Here is a 16,073-nt window from a genome sequence, read left to right on the forward strand (position 1 = left end):
TTGGTAAAAACACAACGGTCGGCGAGGACCGAAGTGTAAGAAAACAACGTTGTCTTGCTTACATCGCCTATACTGGTAAACGTTGCCAGTACTGCTAGGGGCGTGCTCAAGGTGTGGCGCCCATGGCATGTCGTTTGCACAAGAGAGAGATTTAGCTGCGTACGAAGAGTGACCTGCTCTCTCAAATCTGGCATTATTGCTGCGAATAAACATCAAATTCTCAGGATCCCATGCTAATGAACAATGAAGTCGTAAGCGATGAACGCGAAGCATTGAAACAGGCTTTTATCCGTGGCGCCGGCATTTCCGCCGATGCGTTCGGAACCCTGACGCCGGAACTGATGGAATTGATGGGCAAGCTGATGAACGGCTGCCTGCAGGGCACGATCGACTTGCTGGCCTTGCGCTCGCTGGTCAAGCAGGAAGTCAAAGCGGACGTGACGGTGGTCGTCATGCGCAACAACAACCCCCTCAAATTTTTCCCCGACAGCGAAACCGTGCTGACCCAGATGCTGCGCAAGAAAATGCCCGGCTTCATGGAGCCGCTCGAAGCGATCGACGACGCCTACCGCGACCTGCGCGGCCACCAGAAAGGCGTCGTGGCTGGCACCCGTGCCAGCATGGACAAGGTGATCCACCGCCTGCGCCCCGAGCGCATCGAATCGGCCCTGAAGGCCAACCTGCTGCACGCGGCCATTCCGTTCCAGCGCAAGGCGGCCCTGTGGGAGCTCTACAAGCAGCAGCACCATGGCGTGGCGGGCGAATCGAAGGACCAGTTCAAGACCCTGTTCGGCGCCGACTTCCTCGACGCTTACGAAAAAGAAGTTGACCGCATCGCGAGCGGCGCCGATGACTGAGTTCAGCACGCCGATCTCCCTGACCTGGACGCGCATCAACGACATCGGCAAGCGCAGCGCCAACCAGGACACCGTCGGCGAGGCGTTCAACGATCCGCTGGCCTGCTTCGTCGTGGCCGACGGCGCCGGCGGCCACGAGGGCGGCGAAGTCGCTTCGCGCGTCGTGGTCGACGCGATCATCACCTGTTTTAACGAAGCGCCCGGCTTTGGCCCGGAAGCGCTGCTCGGCTACGCCGCCTGCGCCAGCGCCGACGTGGCCGCGCGCAAGCTCGTCGAGCCGCACTACGCTGACATGAGCACCACGGTCGCCGCGCTGCTGGTCGACTGCAACCGCGCCCAGGTCATGTGGGCGCACCTGGGCGACACCCGGATCTACCTGTTTCGCGAAGCGCGCCTGCACGCCATGAGCAAGGACCACAGCCTGACCCAGCAACTGATCGACGCCGGCTATGCGCGCGCCGAACAGCTGCGCATCCACCCGCAGCGCAATATCCTGTTCGCCGCCATCGGCGCCGAGGGCGACACCCGGATCGAACTGTCGGCCGGCGCCATGGCGCTGCATCCCGGCGACGCGCTGCTGCTGTGCAGCGACGGCTTGTGGGAATGGGTCATGGAAGCGGACATGGAGCGCACGCTGGCCCAGTCCGAGAGCAGCGAACAGTGGCTGGCCGCGATGCGCAGGCTGGCCGACGACAACATCCTCAACACCGGCAAGGTGCGCGACAACTACTCCGCCTACGCCATTCTCGTGCACAAGGCTGTCCTATGAGCGCACACATCATGCACGGATCGGAAAACTGCCTGCCTATCGGCACCCGCCTGGCCGACTTTGAAATCACCGGCGTGCTCGGCGAAGGCGGCTTTGGCATCGTCTACATCGCGTTCGACCATTCCTTGCAGCGCACGGTGGCGATCAAGGAATACATGCCTGGCGTGCTGGCCACGCGCGGCGATGACCACAGCATCCGCGTGCGCGCCGAGCGCCACCAGGAAACCTTCATCGTCGGCCAGAAAAGCTTCATCAACGAGGCGCGCTTCCTGGCCCAGTTCGACCATCCGTCGCTGGTCAAGGTGTACCGCTTCTGGGAACAGAACCAGACCGCCTACACGGCCATGCAGTACTACGATGGCCGCACCATCAAGGACATTGTCAACGGCTCGCCGGAACTGGTCAACGAGGCTTGGTGCCTGAAAATTCTCAAGCAGATCCTTGAAGCGCTCGAGATGCTCTACACGATGCGCATCCTGCACCGCGACGTCTCGCCCGACAACATCATCGTGCAGGAAAACGGCGACGCCGTGCTGCTCGACTTCGGCTCGGCGCGCCAGATCATCGGCGACCGCACGCGCGGCCTGACCGTGATTCTGAAACCGGGCTATGCGCCGGTGGAACAGTATGCCGGCGACGCTTCGCTCGACCAGGGCGCCTACACCGACATCTACGCGCTGTCGGCGGTGATCTATTTTGCGATCATGAAGGAAGCGCCGGCGACCTCGATCGCGCGCATGGTCAAGGACCCGATCGTGCCGCTGGCCCAGCGCGGCGTGGAAGGCTACAGCACCGCATTTCTGGCCGCGCTCGACAAGGGCCTGGCCGTGATGGCGCACGAGCGCCCGCAAACCATCGACGCCTTTCGCGAACTGCTGGGCATCGAGTCTTCCGGCGTGCCGCGCGCGCGCTCGACCGGCAACACGCAGCGCTTCGCCACGCTCGACCGGCTGCCGCAACAGGGCGGCGACGACGATGTAACGATCATCGCCGCGCCCAAGACGGCGCCGCTGCCGTCGTCGGCGCCGCCGGCCGCCGCCGCCATGGCTGCCGCTGCCGCTGCCGCTGCGCCCAAAGCGCCGGCCGCCGCCAAAGCGCCCAAAGTTGCCAAGGTGCCCAAGCCAAGCGTCATTCACAAGCCGGCGCCGCGCTGGATGTCGCGTGTGGCGCTTGGCGTGTCGCTGCTGGTGATCGCCGGCTTCGGCGCGCGCTGGCTGCTCTCGTCGCCGTCGGACATCCTCATGCCGGCCGCCCAGGGCGACGCGCCTGCAAGCGCGCTGCCGGATGCGTCATCGGCACCAGCAGCGGCACCGGCACCGGCATCGGCACCGGCGCCGGCAGCGGCAGTACCGCCACCGGCGGCGGCGGCCGAACCGGCAGTGGACGACATTTTGTCGCCGACCGCATCGGCCACGGCTGCCGCGCCGGCGCCTGCTCCTGCACTGTCCCCTGCGCCCCTCGCCCCGACTGCTGCAGCGACTGCTGCAGCGCCCAAGGATGCGCCAGGACCGGTCTCGGTCGACGCGATCCTGGCCCCCGCACCCGCGCCCGCGCCCGACATCAAACCCGAAGTGCCCGACACGGCAAGCTACCGCCTGGCGATCAAGCCATGGGGCACCGTGTATGTGGATGGCAAAGAAAAGGGCGTCAGCCCGCCGCTCAAAAAGCTGGTTTTGCCATCGGGCAAGCACAAAATTCGCATCGCCAATCCTGGCTTTCCCGACTATTCGATGGACGTGAACCTTGCCAAAGGTAAATCAGCAACGATCGATTACGATTTCGCTGCGCGTTCCAAGTAAAACCATGAAGACTGTGACCATGAACACCATTTCCCGCACTTTGCTCAGCGCCCTTGCCGGCACGCTTATTTTGTCCGGCTGTCAGACCGTGGAGCCGGTCGTCGCCCCCAAGCCGGCACCGGTACCGCAAAAGGCGCCGTCGGCGCCGGCCCGTCCCGCACCCGGCACGCCGGGCAATCCGATCCCGCCGGGCTCGGGCCAGGCCGGCGCCGAGCAAAACGCACTGCGCGAAGGCATCGACCTGTACAACAAGGGTTCATACAACGAGGCCATCAAGCGCCTGGCGGCGCCTGAAATTGCCAACGGCGCCAAGGCGGACCGGGTCCAGGCGCTCAAATACTCCGCCTTCAGCTACTGCGTGACGTCGCGCCAGACGCTGTGCCGCCAGCAGTTCGAAAAAGCGTTCAAACTCGATCCCTCGTTCAACTTGCAGCCTGGCGAACACGGGCATCCGCTGTGGACGCCCCAGTTCGAAAAAGCCAAGAAGGCCAAGTAAGCGCCTTCACCTGAACAGCTAAGCCTTCACGCTCGCGGAAGGCGCAAAACGCGGCGCCTTGCGGTGCAGCGTGGCCTGCTCGTACGCATACGCCATGCCGATCAGCGCCGCTTCGCTAAACGCCCCGCCCACGAACGACAGACCGACCGGCAAACCGTAGACATAGCCGGCCGGTACCGTCACGTGCGGGTAGCCCGCCACCGCCGCCGGCGTCGAAAAACTGCCGCCGTAATGGTCGCCATTGACAAAATCGGTGAGCCAGGCGGTGCCGCCGGTGGGCGCGACCAACGCGTCCAGCTGATGCTCACGCATGACCTGGTCGATCCCTTCGGCCTGCGCGTAACGCCGGTTGTTGGCCAGCGCATCCAGGTACTGCTTGCTCTTCAAGTTGCCCTTGGCCTGCGCCGCGACCAGGTGTTCCTGCGCGAAGTGCGCCATTTCGCGCCCGGCGTGCTGCTGGTTGAAGGCGATGACGTCGGCCATGTTCTTGATCGCCGCGTGCGGCGCATACTCACTTAAATAGTCTGCCAGGCCAGGGGCGAATTCATACAGCAGCACCTCGGTTTCGGTCTCGCCGTACTTGCTGGTGTTGGGCACCTTGACGTCGACCAGAATCGCGCCTTGCGCCTTGAGCACGGCCAGCGCTTTCTCGATGGCCGCGTCGAGCTTGTCGTAGCTGCCGAAAAAATCGCGCGCCACGCCCAGCCGCTTGCCTTTGAGGCCGCCGGCCACCAGGGCCTTGGCGTAACCGCCCTTGCCTGCCGCCTGGCGCGTGATCGGGTCGCGTTCGTCCACGCCCACCAGCGCGTCGAGCATCAGGGCGGCGTCGCTGACGCTGCGCGTCATGGGGCCGGCCGTATCTTGCGAGGCGGCGATCGGGATGATGCCGCTGCGGCTGACCAGCCCCAGCGTGGGCTTGATGCCGACCAGGCCGCAGGTGGACGCCGGCGAGACGATCGAGCCATCGGTCTCGGTGCCCACGGCCAGCGTGGCCAGGCTGGCGGCGATGGCCGCGCCCGAGCCGGAGCTTGACCCGCTGCAATTGCGGTCCAGCGCGTAAGGGTTTTTGGTCAGGCCGCCGCGCCCGCTCCATCCGCTGGTGGAATGGGTCGAGCGCATGTTGGCCCATTCCGACAGGTTGGTCTTGCCCAGGATCACGGCGCCGGCGGCGCGCAGCTGGGCGGCCACGTGGGCGTCGCGCACCGCGCGCACCCCGTCCAGGGCCAGGGAGCCGGCCGTGGTGCTCATCTTGTCGGCGGTGGCGATGTTGTCCTTCAGTAGCACGGGAATGCCGTGCAGGGGCCCGCGCAGCTTGCCGGCGGCGCGCTCCCGGTCCATGGCGGCGGCAATGGCCAGCGCGTCGGGATTGAGTTCAATGATGGCGTTGATGCGCGGGCCAGCCTTGTCGACGGCGGCAATGCGCGCCAGGTATTGCCTGACCAGCGACTGCGACGTCAGCTTGCCCGCCTTCATGCCGGCCTGCTGCGCCATCACGCCCGCCTCCAGGATGTCCCCCGCCACGCCAGGCGCTGCAAGCGCCTCGTTTGCCAGCACCGCTGCGGCCGCGCCAGCCACACCCAATCCCACGAAATTCCTGCGATCCATAATTTCCTCAATGAATGAAAACAGGCATTGAGCATAGCAGCGCTTGACGCGCCGGAACGCAGCGGGACGAAAAAAAAGCGCGCGAGCAATGCCGGCGCGCTTTCGTGTCAATACGCGGCTTAGTTTCGAACGACGCGCTTGTATTCGTTGGTGCGGGTGTCGATTTCGATGACGTCGTCGGTGCTGACGAACAATGGCACCTGAACGGTATGCGAGTACGACTCGATCGCGTTTTCGATCTTGGCTTCTTTCAGGACGTTGCCCGACGTATTGCCCTTGACCGCTGGCTCCGAGTAGGCAACCTTGCGCGCGATGGTGGTTGGCAGTTCGACCGAGATCGCCTTGTCGTTATAGAACACGGCTTCGCATTCCATGCCGTCCTTCAGGTAGTTCAGCGCTTCGCCCAGGTTCTCTTCTTCGATTTCGTACTGGTTGTAGTCGGCGTCCATGAACACGAACAACGGATCGGCGAAATACGAATAGGTCACCGGCTTCTTGTCGAGCACCACCACGTCGAACTTGTCGTCGCCGCGGAAGACGTTTTCCATCGGGCTGTTCGTCAGAAGATTTTTCAGCTTCCATTTGTAGGTGAAGCCCGTGCGGCTCGAACCGTTGACATCGGAACGCAGGACGATCCAAGGCTTGCTGTCAACCATGATGATGTTGCCAACACGAATTTCTTTTGCAGGTTTCATAAAATGTGTACGTAAAAAGTGGGTTGCGTAAAAATCATCTGTCGCCTGCTGGCCAATAAGGACGGTAAGCTCACGTTTGATCGAATAAAAATACATGGCCCCCCGCGTGCGCGAGGGCGATGTCCGGGCGCTCGCTTGCGCGATCACGAATGCCATCGATTAACCGGGCATTATACCCGAATTTTGGCGTGCATCAGCTTGTACTGCGGCAGCAAAGGCAAGCAAGTTGGCCGTCAAGTCGCCGTGGGTCCGCATGCGCTCTTCCCAGCGCTCGCAATGGCGTGCCATCGGCAGCCTGGCCGCATCAAAGCGCGCCCACAGCTCGGGCCAGGCGGCGCTGGACGATGACGCTGCGTCGGCGTCGTGCGCGCCATTCCAGCGCAGCGACAGCGCGTGCAGCGGCGCCTGGTCGCAGGCATAGCGTTCCAGAAAAGCGCGCAGTTTAACGTGGTGCAAAGCCTCGTCTTGCTCGTAAATGTGCCAGATGAACGGGCGAGCCGCCCACTGGGCGCGAACAAAGGAATCCTCGCCGCGCACAAAATTGATGTCGCAGGCCCACAGCAGCTTGTCGTAGTCGCGCTGCGGCAAAAATGGCACCACGCGCAGCGTCAGGGCCCCGCGCCGCACCACCGCGCCGACGCTACCCGGCGCGCCCAGAAAGGTCTCGACGGCTTGCACGGCTACGCCTTCGGGCACCAGGCACGTCAATGGCGCGGCGCCATGCTCCCACGCGTTGAAGAGCGCCGCGACCGGCGCACTCGGATAGCAAAACAGCGAGACCTTGCACGCGGCGCGCTCGGACGCCGCGACGCCCAGCTGCGCGAGAAAGGCGTCAATGGCGGCCGGATCGGACTGGAACAGGCGCCGCTGCTGGCCGAGCGCCGCTTCGCGCAGCAGGCCACCGGTGCGCTCGGTAAAGCCCGGGAAGAAAAAATGCTTGGTCAGCGGCAGGCGCGGATGCATCGAGGGCAAGCGGTGGCAGCCTTCGACCCATTCCTCGGCGCTCAAGCCTTCCAGGTTCAGCCATACCGGGCGCGGCGTGCACGCGGCCATCGCCTGTATATAAGTGGCGGGAAGGTCGACGCCGAAGAACTCGACCACGATATCGGCCACGTCCGCCGGCGTGAATGCTTCATCGTCGGCGCGCCAGTGGCGCACCGCGACTGCCTCGACCAGTTGTTGTTGCTGCGCCCCCGCCGCCGCCGACACTTGCGGGCACAGGCGCTGAAAACTGACCAGGTCATCCACCCACAGCGTGACGGCAACGCCGTGTTCGCGCTGCAGCTGACGCGCCAGGCGCCAGCAAATGCCGATGTCGCCGTAGTTGTCGACGACCTTGCAAAACAGCGCGAGCGAAGGGGCGCGATGGACGGTGGAAAGCATGGGTGGGTTTCGGCATGGCCTGCTGGGAAGCGCCCCATTTTACCCGATGGCGCGTGCGCAGCGGCGGCCGGGGGCCAATTTTACCGATTATCAACCTACTAACACTCACCCGAAAAAGGACACAGAGATTATCAAAACTTAAATATCCGGGCCGGGTCCAAATCCTACCAATGCCGGAGCCGTCCAGCCTGCACAACGCGGGCAATAAAACGTGGCGCTACCCGGGTGCAGTCGCATTGGAATCTTTGCGTCCCGCTGACCGTCCCTTACCGGTCACTCGACGCTTCATGTTGCGCGCAGCGGTAGCTTTTCATGCGCCTGTAAGGAGTCCGCGGGTCCCGCAAGAATCAAGAACGCACGATGGACCGGTTGAAGGACATGAAGACCAGCTCGCCTTTTGTAGATTGGAGTGAGTCATGAATGAATATCAGAACTACGGTGTTGGTGCAGGGTCGCAACTGGCCCCACAAGGTATTTTCGGCAGCCTGCTCGGTGCGCCCCTTGGCGGTCTGATCGGGCGCGGCATCGGCGGCCTGTTCGGCAATGCCAACCTGGGCCGGCAAATCGGCCAGACCGCCGGCGGCATCGGCGGGGGCTTCCTGCCTTTCGGCGCCGACCCCATCACTGCGGCTTACGCTCAACAAGCACAGCAACAGCAAATCGAACAACAACTGCAACAGCAGCAACTGCAGCAGCTTCAGCAAGCACAGATGGGCCAGCCGGGCCAGCAGATCGGCCAGCAACTCGCACCGCAAGGCTGGTTCGGCAACCTGATCGGCCAGGTGGGCCAGCCGCTGGGCGGCGCCATCGGCGGCCTGTTCGGCAACTCCGGCCTGGGCAGCACCATCGGCGGCGTCGCCGGCCAGCTCGGCCGCATGCTGCCGTTCGGCGCCGATCCCGTGTCGCTGGCGTATGCGCAACAACAGGCGCAGCAAGCCCAACTCGCCCCGCAAGGCTGGTTCGGCAACCTGATCAGCCAGGTGGGCCAGCCGCTGGGCGGCGCCATCGGCGGCCTGTTCGGCAATGCCGGCCTGGGCAACAGCATCGGCGGCGTGGCCAGCCAGATCGGCCGCATCCTGCCGTTCGGCGCTGACCCGGTGGCGCTGGCCTATGCGCAGCAGGCACAGCAGGCACAGCAAGGGCAGTTCGCGCCCCAGGGCTGGTTCGGCAATCTGATCGGCCAGGTGGGCCAGCCGCTGGGCGGCGCCATCGGCGGTCTGTTCGGCAACTCCGGACTGGGTAGCACGATCGGCGGTGTTGCAGGCCGCCTTGGCAGCATGCTGCCATTTGGCGCCGATCCCGTTTCGCTGGCCTACGCGCAACAAGCACAACAAGCACAACAAGCGCAGCAAGCGCAGCAAGCGCAGCAGGGACAGCAGGGCCAGTTCGCACCCCAGGGCTGGTTCGGCAACCTAATCAGCCAGGTCGGCCAGCCGCTGGGCGGCGCCATCGGCGGCCTGTTCGGTAACTCCGGCCTGGGCAGCACCATCGGCGGTGTTGCCGGTCGCCTGGGCGGCATGCTGCCTTTCGGCGCCGATCCGCTGTCCCAGCAAATGCAGCAGATGCAGCAACTGCAACAGCAACAGCTGCAACAGATGCAGCAGCTACAACAATTACAACAGTTGCAGCAGCTGCAGCAACTGCAGCAGTTGCAGCAACAGCAGCAACCGCAGCAGCAACAGCAGCAACCGCAGCAGCAACAGCAGCAACCGCAAATGGGCCAGCAAGGCCAGATGGCACCGCAAGGCTGGTTGGGTAACCTGATCGGCCAGGTCGGCCGTCCGCTTGGTCACGCCATCGGCAGCACGTTCGGCAATGCGGGATTGGGCGGCACCATCGGCGGCATCGCAGGCCAGCTCGGCCAGATGCTGCCTTTCGGCGCCGATCCCGTCTCGCAGCAATTGGCGCAGCAACAGCAGCAACAGCAACAACAGCAGCAACAGCAGCAACAGCAGCAAGTGGCGCAGTTGATGGCGCAGTCAGCCCAGCCGGGACAGCAAAGCTGGCTAAGCAACATCATGGCCCAGCGTAATCCGTTTGCGCAGTTCGGCACCGGCATGTGCAGCCCAAGCATGGGAAACAGCCAGTACGGCCAGATGCTGCCATTTGGCGCCGACCCCATGTCGGCGGCCTATGCGCAGCAGGCGCAGCAAGCACAGCTGGCACAGCAGCAATCGCAGCCCAACAGCTACTACAACCAGGGCATGCAGTACGGCGGCGAACCTACGCTGCATTAACGTCGGCTGCATGAACGCTGGCGACATGAATGCTTGCTAAAAGCAAGCGGCTAGCGTACCGGCTCCCGCCAGCGTCAACGGCGGGAGCCCAAACCCGAAGGAGAGCTGCATGGACAAAATACGCTTCATCGTCCGCGCGCGTGCGGAAGGCAGCACGCTCAACGACTTCCTCACCATGATTCGCGACGACCCGGAGCTTGAACTGCTCAACACCATCGGGCCCGAAGACCGGCCCCATACGGCAGTGGTCGCGACCACACAAGAACATGCGTCCGCTTTCGAGCAGCGCTTTCGCACTTCACCAGAATTGATGATCGAACGGGATCGTCCGCTGTCGCTGTTTGACAAGACGGCGGACTTCCTGCAACGGTCCGAAAGGAATACAAATGCCTAAAAATCCAGATGGCGGACCAGTCAATCCGCTGGACAATCCTGCCGACGGCGCCGCTGACAGCGGTCCGGGCGGCATCGCCGCTTCGGAGCGCTCGCGCGGACCGAACCGCGGCCAGAACGACACTTCCCGCCCGCAGCAGGGCAACGCCAACGGCGCCAGCTTCAGCCCCACCGCTTCCGACACAGCCGCCGACACTCGCGGCGGGCGCGCCGTCAGCGAGCGAAAAAAACAATTTCTCATCGCGCCGCGCCACCATGACACGCTCGCGCCACTGGGCTTGTCGCCGCTGTCGCTGCAGTCGGTGGAACAAGCGCTGCGCACCAATCCCGAGATCGAGATCGTCGACACGGTCGGCCCGCGCAACACAGTCGGCATGATGGCCGACGGCATGGGCGGCGGCCAGGGGGTGCTGGTGGCGCGCATGACCGAGCAGCGCGCCGGCGACCTGCACCTGCAAGGCCAGGGCCGGCTTGTCGTCGAGCGCGACCAGTACCTGGGCATGATGGACCCGCAGCTGCAGCCCAGCTTTGTCTCGAGCGTCATTCCGCACAGCGGCCCGGCGTTCACGGCCGTGATCACCGTGCTGGGCAAGGATGGCGCACCCGTGGCCGACGCCGAGGTGTCGCTGTTCGGCAGCATGCTGCCGGCCACCGCCGTCACCGACGCCGGCGGCCAGGTCACGCTGTCGCTGTTTGGCGAGAGCGCCGGCTCGATCCGCAGCCTGTACGTCAAGCCCAAGGCCGATTACTGGAGCTTTTACCAGCGCGACCCCGACGTTTCACCCGACGAGCCGAACGTGGTCGGCCTGCGCGCGCTGTCCGACTGGCCCTCGCTGGCCGGCTTCCCGCGCCAGAAAACCGTAGGCTGGGGCCAGAAGGCCATGCGCATGGACCAGTTGCCCCCCACCTACCGGGGGCAAGGCATCAAGATTGCCGTGATCGATTCGGGCGCGGCCACCACGCACGAAAGCCTGAACCGGATCCATGCCGGCTTTGACATCGTCAACAAGAAAAACTCGCCCGACACCTGGAACGAGGACACGCTGGGCCACGGCTCGCATTGCGCCGGCGTCATTGGCGGGGCCGACCTCGCCTTCGGCATCCGCGGTTTCGCGCCCGACGCCGAACTGCACATTTGCAAGCTGTTCCCGGGCGGCCAGGTCAGCCAGTTGATCGATGCGCTCGAATATTGCATTGAAAAACAGATCGACGTCGTCAACCTGTCGCTGGGCGGCGCGGAACCATCCGAAGCGCTCGAGCAGCAGATTCAGCGCGCGCGGCGCGCCGGCATCGCTTGCATTGTCGCGGCCGGCAACTCCGGCGGACCGGTGCAGTATCCAGCCTCGTCACCCAACGTGCTGGCCGTATCGGCCATCGGCAAGCTTGACGAATTCCCGCCCGACAGCTATCACGCGCAGACCTTGACGCAAAATGTGGATGCGAACGGCTACTTCAGCGCCAGCTTCAGTTGCTACGGGCCGCAAGTGGGTGTGTGCGGACCAGGCGTAGCGATCACCTCGTCGGTGCCGCCAAACAACTATGCGGCGTGGGATGGTACTTCGATGGCGGCGCCCCATATCACGGGACTGGCCGCGCTGGTGCTCGCGCACCACCCCGAATTCCAGGGCGCGCTGCGCCTGCGCAGCGCCGAACGCGTCGAGCGCCTGTTCCAGGTGATCAAAATGAGCGCGCGCCGCGTCAGCCTGGGTGAACCGGGCCGGGTGGGACTGGGCTTGCCGGACGCCGTCGTCGCCGTTGGTCTGCAACCGGCGTTGAGCACGCAGTCGACCTTCGGTAGCGCGATCGGCTCGCTGATGGGCCAATCGGGCCAGGCCATTGGCGGCATGCAGGGCAACGGGATGCTCGGTGGCATGCTGCCGGTCCAGCACATGTTCGGCATGCCCGGCAATCCGTTCGGGAACATGCAAGGCTACGGCCGCATGGGCTGGTGACAGTCGAGGGATTAGACAAACCAGGCGCAACAATGCAAAAAGCCGCACTAGGCGGCTTTTTGCATCAACTGGCGTCCCCAAGGGGATTCGAACCCCTGTACTCACCGTGAAAGGGTGATGTCCTAGGCCTCTAGACGATGGGGACAGAAATCTGTCCTGAATGGCATAACCACCCTGACCTGTCGTACCAATAAAAAACCCTGACGAGTCAGGGCGTTTAGGGGTACTAAACTGCTTTACTGCAATTAACTACTTTACTGCTGAACTTCCATGCTGCGCAAACTGCTGGGATCTGCGCGAGCTTTTCGAATCCTGGCGTCCCCAAGGGGATTCGAACCCCTGTACTCACCGTGAAAGGGTGATGTCCTAGGCCTCTAGACGATGGGGACCCGGTACTGCAATCAGGTAGTGGCATCTACCTGCACATCTTCACATCTTTCTTCGCAACCGAAAACTTGGTGGAGGTAAGCGGGATCGAACCGCTGACCTCTTGCATGCCATGCAAGCGCTCTCCCAGCTGAGCTATACCCCCCGTGTCGCGAAGAAGCAAAATTATAGCCTACGCCCCGGCAATATGCAAATGCCTGAGTGAGATTTTTTAAAGATATTTTTTTACGCGGGCCAAAACGGTGTCGCGGCCGAACAGCACCAGCACCGCGTCGATGGCCGGCGTTTGCAACTGGCCGGTCAGAACCAGGCGCAAAGGCATGGCCAGCTGTGGCATCTTCAGCGTGTTTGCCGCCAGCACTTCCTTGATCATCGCGGCCAGCGCCTCCCTGCTCCACGTCACCGTGGCGCAGCGCTCGGCAAACAGCGCCAGCGCCGGCTTGACCGCGTCGCTCAGGTGCTGGGCCAGCAAGGCGGCATCTGGCTGCGGGGTGCGGTAGAACAACATGGCCGAGTCCGCCAGTTCGATGACGGTGGCGGCGCGCTCCTTCATCAAGGCCAGCGCGTCGGCCAGCGCGGGTGCGCCGTCGAAGTCGGCGCCTTGCGCCTGCATCAGCGGACGGGCCAGGCCGGCCAGGCGCTCATTGTCGGCCAGCTTGATGTAATGGTTGTTCAGCCATGCCAGCTTTTCATTGTTGAACTGCGCGGCGGACTTGGTCAGGTGGTCGGTATTGAACCACTCGCAAAACTGCGCCATCGAAAACACTTCATCGTCGCCGTGGCTCCAGCCCAGGCGCGCCAGGTAGTTCAGCATCGCTTCGGGCAAAAAGCCCTTGGCCGGGTAATCCATGACGCTGACCGCGCCATGACGCTTGGACAGTTTTTCGCCGTCCGCGCCCAGGATCATCGGCAAGTGGCCGTACAGCGGCAGCGGCGCGCCGATGGCGTTGAGGATATTGATCTGGCGCGGCGTATTGTTGACGTGGTCGTCGCCGCGCAGCACGTGGGTGATCTGCATGTCCCAGTCGTCGACCGCCACGCAAAAGTTATACGTGGGCGTACCGTCCGGGCGCGCGATGACCAGGTCGTCGAGCTCTTCGTTGGAGATCGTGATCGGGCCCTTGACGACATCGTTCCACGTCACGTCGCCGTCGAGCGGGTTCTTGAAACGCACCACCGGCTTGCGCTCGGCGGGGGCAGGGGGCAAGGTCTTGCCCGGCTCCGGGCGCCAGGTACCGTCGTAGCGCGGCTTGTCGCCCGCAGCGCGCATGCGCTCGCGCATGGCCTCGACTTCGTCGGGCGACGAATAGCACAGGTAGGCCGTACCGGCTTCCAGCATCTGGGCCACCACGCCACGGTAGCGCTCCATGCGCTGCATCTGGTAGAACGGTCCTTCGTCATGATCCAGGCCCAGCCATTGCATGCCTTCAATGATGGCTTGCACCGCTTCTGGCGTCGATCGTTCCAGATCGGTGTCTTCGATGCGCAGAATAAAGGTGCCGCCGAAATGGCGCGCATACGCCCAGCTGTAGAGCGCGGTGCGGGCGCCGCCGAGGTGGAGGTAGCCGGTAGGGCTGGGGGCAAAACGGGTGCGAACGACGGTCATGGCGGGGATAGTCAAAAGGAAAGGAGGCTATTTTACAGCCTCACCGGAGGCGCCGCACCAGAGTTGCGCCCACGGTCACGGCGCGCAAAGCGGCTCATTGTTTCCTGACAAAGTTCCCCGCCTCATGCAGTGCCTATGCGCTGGATCAACACTCACCTTGTCGCCCTTCCCGATACTGGAAGTATCAATAATTGCCATAAAGACAATTTCATAACGTCATAATCGGCAGCCGCCAGCTTCCCGGCAGGAAGCGCCCCTCCTCCACAGCGAGACCATCATGGAACGGCGAATCTTCTTGAAAATAGGTACCGGCGCAGCCATCGCGGCAGCAATATCCGCATGCGGAAGCGGCCACGGCTCGGGCGGCAGCTCCCCGTACACGCCGCCGCCCGAACCGGTCCGCACCAAGGTCGCGCTCGGGTGGAACAATGTCGTGCTCGATGCCGTGCGCGCAAGCCGCGTGGCGCCACCGATCGCCTCGCGCGCGCTGGCCATCGTGCATACGGCCATGTACAACGCGTGGTCCGCCTACGATCCGATTGCCATGAGCACCATCGCTCCCGGCGCCATGTTGCGTCGCCCCGCCGCCGAACAGACGGTCGCCAACGCGGTCAAGGCGTTCAGCTTTGCCGCCTACGCCGCGCTCCTCGACCAGTTCCCCGCGCAACGGGCAGCCGTCGACGCACACATGGCCGTGCTGGGCTTTAACCCGGCCGACGCCTCGCCCGACTTTACCTTGCCGCAGGGTGTAGGGTCGATCGCCGCCCGTCTCGTGCTCGAGGCCGCCCACGTCGACGGCGCCAACCAGCTGGGCAACCTGACCGCCAGCGGCGTCCCCTTCGCCGATTACACCCACTACACGGCGCGCAATGCGCCCATGGTGATTGGCGAACCGACGCCGCGCAGCGCCATCGCCGCGCCCGGCATCTGGCAACCGTTGACCTTCCGCGACAGCGCCGGCGTCTTGCGCACGCAAAGTTTCGTCACGCCATTTTGGGGCCAGGTGCGCCCCTTTGCCCTGGCCAGCGGTGCGCAGTTTCGCCCCCGCGGCCCGGCCGCCTTCGGCAGCAGCGCCTATGAAGACCAGGCGCGCAGCATGGTCGCCACACAAGTCGCGCTCACCGAAACGCAAAAAATCATGGTCGAGTTCTGGGCCGGCGGCGCTACCGGCGAGCTGCCCTCCACTTACTGGAGCCAGTTCGCGCAGTTCGTCTCCCAGCGCGACGGCCACAGCGAAGCGGACGACATCAAGCTGTTCTTTGCACTGTCAAACGCGGTGTTCGACGCCGGCATTGCCGCCTGGGATGCCAAGCTGGCCTACAATTCGGCGCGGCCCATCACGACCGTGCGCTACGTGACGGCCGGCCAGCGCATCCAGGGCTACGGGGCCGGTCCTGCGGCCGGTTTGCAGGCGCTCGCCGGCGAAGCGTGGTTGCCTTACCAATTGCTGGCCAACCCTACGCCCGCCCACCCGGACTATGTGTCGGGCCACAGCACCTACAGCGCGGCGTCGGCCGCCGTGCTTAGGCTCTTTACGGGCAGCGATGTATTCAAGCACGGTGTCGCCATTCCCAAGCGCTCCATGCTGTATGACCCGGCCCTGCCAAGCGCCGAATCTTCGCTTGGCTGGGATACCTTTACCTACGCCGCGTGCGAAGCGGGCTCCTCGCGCGTGTACGGCGGCATCCACTTCCCCGATGCCGACCTGGCCGGACGCACCCTCGGCGAGCAGGTGGGCGCGGCGGTATTCCAGAAAGCGCGCAGCTACTGGCTGGGCTAGCCTGAATTTTGCATAAAAAAGGGCAAGAATGCCGTAAGTGCTTGATAAAATGTGAGTATCTCGAAACACAGTTCATCAAAACGAACGCCACCTTGCCCGACATGAATTCTACTT

Annotated in this window: 12 protein-coding genes and 3 tRNA genes; 8 read left to right on the forward strand and 7 right to left on the reverse strand. The window is 63.9% G+C overall.

The window, feature by feature from the left end; translation table 11 throughout:
• Positions 1-236 precede the first annotated feature (236 nt).
• Genes tagH through ACP7D4_RS22585 form a run of 4 tightly spaced genes read left to right on the forward strand, consistent with a single transcriptional unit; the run spans position 237 to position 3,921 of the window.
• On the forward strand, positions 237-857 hold the full coding sequence (gene tagH / locus ACP7D4_RS22570; protein WP_426107803.1) for a type VI secretion system-associated FHA domain protein TagH: 621 nt from the start codon (positions 237-239) through the stop codon (positions 855-857).
• Positions 850-1,626, forward strand: coding sequence for a PP2C family protein-serine/threonine phosphatase (locus tag ACP7D4_RS22575; RefSeq protein WP_426107802.1), 777 nt, complete (start codon positions 850-852; stop codon positions 1,624-1,626). The genes tagH and ACP7D4_RS22575 overlap by 8 nt, the downstream gene beginning before the upstream one ends.
• Positions 1,623-3,425, forward strand: a complete 1,803-nt coding sequence (locus ACP7D4_RS22580; RefSeq protein WP_426211429.1) for a protein kinase domain-containing protein — start codon at positions 1,623-1,625, stop codon at positions 3,423-3,425. The genes ACP7D4_RS22575 and ACP7D4_RS22580 overlap by 4 nt, the downstream gene beginning before the upstream one ends.
• A 19-nt stretch (positions 3,426-3,444) precedes the next feature.
• Positions 3,445-3,921, forward strand: coding sequence for a TssQ family T6SS-associated lipoprotein (locus ACP7D4_RS22585; protein ID WP_426107800.1), 477 nt, complete (start codon positions 3,445-3,447; stop codon positions 3,919-3,921).
• An 18-nt stretch (positions 3,922-3,939) separates the two neighbouring features.
• On the opposite strand, the gene ACP7D4_RS22590 is transcribed toward ACP7D4_RS22585, so the two are convergent.
• From ACP7D4_RS22590 to earP, 3 genes are all read right to left on the reverse strand, one after another.
• Positions 3,940-5,526: an amidase gene (locus ACP7D4_RS22590; RefSeq protein WP_426211431.1), complete on the reverse strand. Its 1,587-nt coding sequence runs from the start codon at positions 5,524-5,526 to the stop codon at positions 3,940-3,942.
• A gap of 119 nt (positions 5,527-5,645) precedes the next feature.
• Positions 5,646-6,221: an elongation factor P gene (locus ACP7D4_RS22595; protein WP_426107798.1), complete on the reverse strand. Its 576-nt coding sequence runs from the start codon at positions 6,219-6,221 to the stop codon at positions 5,646-5,648.
• Positions 6,222-6,380: 159 nt separating this feature from the next.
• Positions 6,381-7,604, reverse strand: a complete 1,224-nt coding sequence (gene earP, locus ACP7D4_RS22600; protein WP_426211432.1) for an elongation factor P maturation arginine rhamnosyltransferase EarP — start codon at positions 7,602-7,604, stop codon at positions 6,381-6,383.
• A 416-nt stretch (positions 7,605-8,020) separates the two neighbouring features.
• Here earP and ACP7D4_RS22605 point away from each other — a divergent pair, with 416 nt between their 5' ends.
• From ACP7D4_RS22605 to ACP7D4_RS22615, 3 genes are all read left to right on the forward strand, one after another.
• Positions 8,021-9,841, forward strand: coding sequence for a hypothetical protein (locus ACP7D4_RS22605; protein ID WP_426211434.1), 1,821 nt, complete (start codon positions 8,021-8,023; stop codon positions 9,839-9,841).
• Between the two features lie 109 nt (positions 9,842-9,950).
• A complete protein-coding gene (locus tag ACP7D4_RS22610) occupies positions 9,951-10,235 on the forward strand; it encodes a hypothetical protein (protein WP_426211436.1) in 285 nt (94 codons plus the stop codon).
• Positions 10,228-12,186 carry a S8 family serine peptidase gene (locus ACP7D4_RS22615; RefSeq protein WP_426211437.1) on the forward strand — a complete coding sequence of 653 codons (1,959 nt, stop codon included), beginning with the start codon at positions 10,228-10,230 and terminating at the stop codon, positions 12,184-12,186. The genes ACP7D4_RS22610 and ACP7D4_RS22615 overlap by 8 nt, the downstream gene beginning before the upstream one ends.
• Before the next feature lie 69 nt (positions 12,187-12,255).
• Here ACP7D4_RS22615 and ACP7D4_RS22620 read toward each other — a convergent pair.
• The 4 genes from ACP7D4_RS22620 to gltX form a co-directional block, all read right to left on the reverse strand.
• Positions 12,256-12,331 (reverse strand) — tRNA-Glu (locus ACP7D4_RS22620).
• Positions 12,332-12,499: 168 nt separating this feature from the next.
• A tRNA-Glu gene (locus ACP7D4_RS22625) sits at positions 12,500-12,575 on the reverse strand.
• 67 nt (positions 12,576-12,642) lie between these two features.
• A tRNA-Ala gene (locus ACP7D4_RS22630) sits at positions 12,643-12,718 on the reverse strand.
• 66 nt (positions 12,719-12,784) lie between these two features.
• A complete protein-coding gene (gltX, locus tag ACP7D4_RS22635; protein WP_426107793.1) occupies positions 12,785-14,179 on the reverse strand; it encodes a glutamate--tRNA ligase in 1,395 nt (464 codons plus the stop codon).
• 277 nt (positions 14,180-14,456) lie between these two features.
• Here gltX and ACP7D4_RS22640 point away from each other — a divergent pair, with 277 nt between their 5' ends.
• Positions 14,457-15,959, forward strand: a complete 1,503-nt coding sequence (locus ACP7D4_RS22640) for a DUF6851 domain-containing protein (protein ID WP_426211439.1) — start codon at positions 14,457-14,459, stop codon at positions 15,957-15,959.
• The last annotated feature ends 114 nt before the right edge of the window (positions 15,960-16,073 follow it).

Origin of the sequence: Massilia sp. TWP1-3-3, from assembly GCF_049897805.1 — a bacterium.
Classification (GTDB): Bacteria; Pseudomonadota; Gammaproteobacteria; order Burkholderiales; family Burkholderiaceae_D; genus Telluria_A.

Bases quoted from the DNA above. Each gene is read 5' to 3' on its own strand.
- ACP7D4_RS22610 (WP_426211436.1), top strand. From the start codon at position 9,951: ATGGACAAAATACGCTTCATCGTCCGCGCGCGTGCGGAAGGCAGCACG.
- ACP7D4_RS22615 (WP_426211437.1), top strand. From the start codon at position 10,228: ATGCCTAAAAATCCAGATGGCGGACCAGTCAATCCGCTGGACAATCCT.
- ACP7D4_RS22640 (WP_426211439.1), top strand. From the start codon at position 14,457: ATGGAACGGCGAATCTTCTTGAAAATAGGTACCGGCGCAGCCATCGCG.
- tagH (WP_426107803.1), top strand. From the start codon at position 237: ATGAACAATGAAGTCGTAAGCGATGAACGCGAAGCATTGAAACAGGCT.
- ACP7D4_RS22585 (WP_426107800.1), top strand. From the start codon at position 3,445: ATGAACACCATTTCCCGCACTTTGCTCAGCGCCCTTGCCGGCACGCTT.
- ACP7D4_RS22590 (WP_426211431.1), bottom strand. From the start codon at position 5,526: ATGGATCGCAGGAATTTCGTGGGATTGGGTGTGGCTGGCGCGGCCGCA.
- ACP7D4_RS22580 (WP_426211429.1), top strand. From the start codon at position 1,623: ATGAGCGCACACATCATGCACGGATCGGAAAACTGCCTGCCTATCGGC.
- ACP7D4_RS22575 (WP_426107802.1), top strand. From the start codon at position 850: ATGACTGAGTTCAGCACGCCGATCTCCCTGACCTGGACGCGCATCAAC.
- ACP7D4_RS22605 (WP_426211434.1), top strand. From the start codon at position 8,021: ATGAATGAATATCAGAACTACGGTGTTGGTGCAGGGTCGCAACTGGCC.
- gltX (WP_426107793.1), bottom strand. From the start codon at position 14,179: ATGACCGTCGTTCGCACCCGTTTTGCCCCCAGCCCTACCGGCTACCTC.
- earP (WP_426211432.1), bottom strand. From the start codon at position 7,604: ATGCTTTCCACCGTCCATCGCGCCCCTTCGCTCGCGCTGTTTTGCAAG.
- ACP7D4_RS22595 (WP_426107798.1), bottom strand. From the start codon at position 6,221: ATGAAACCTGCAAAAGAAATTCGTGTTGGCAACATCATCATGGTTGAC.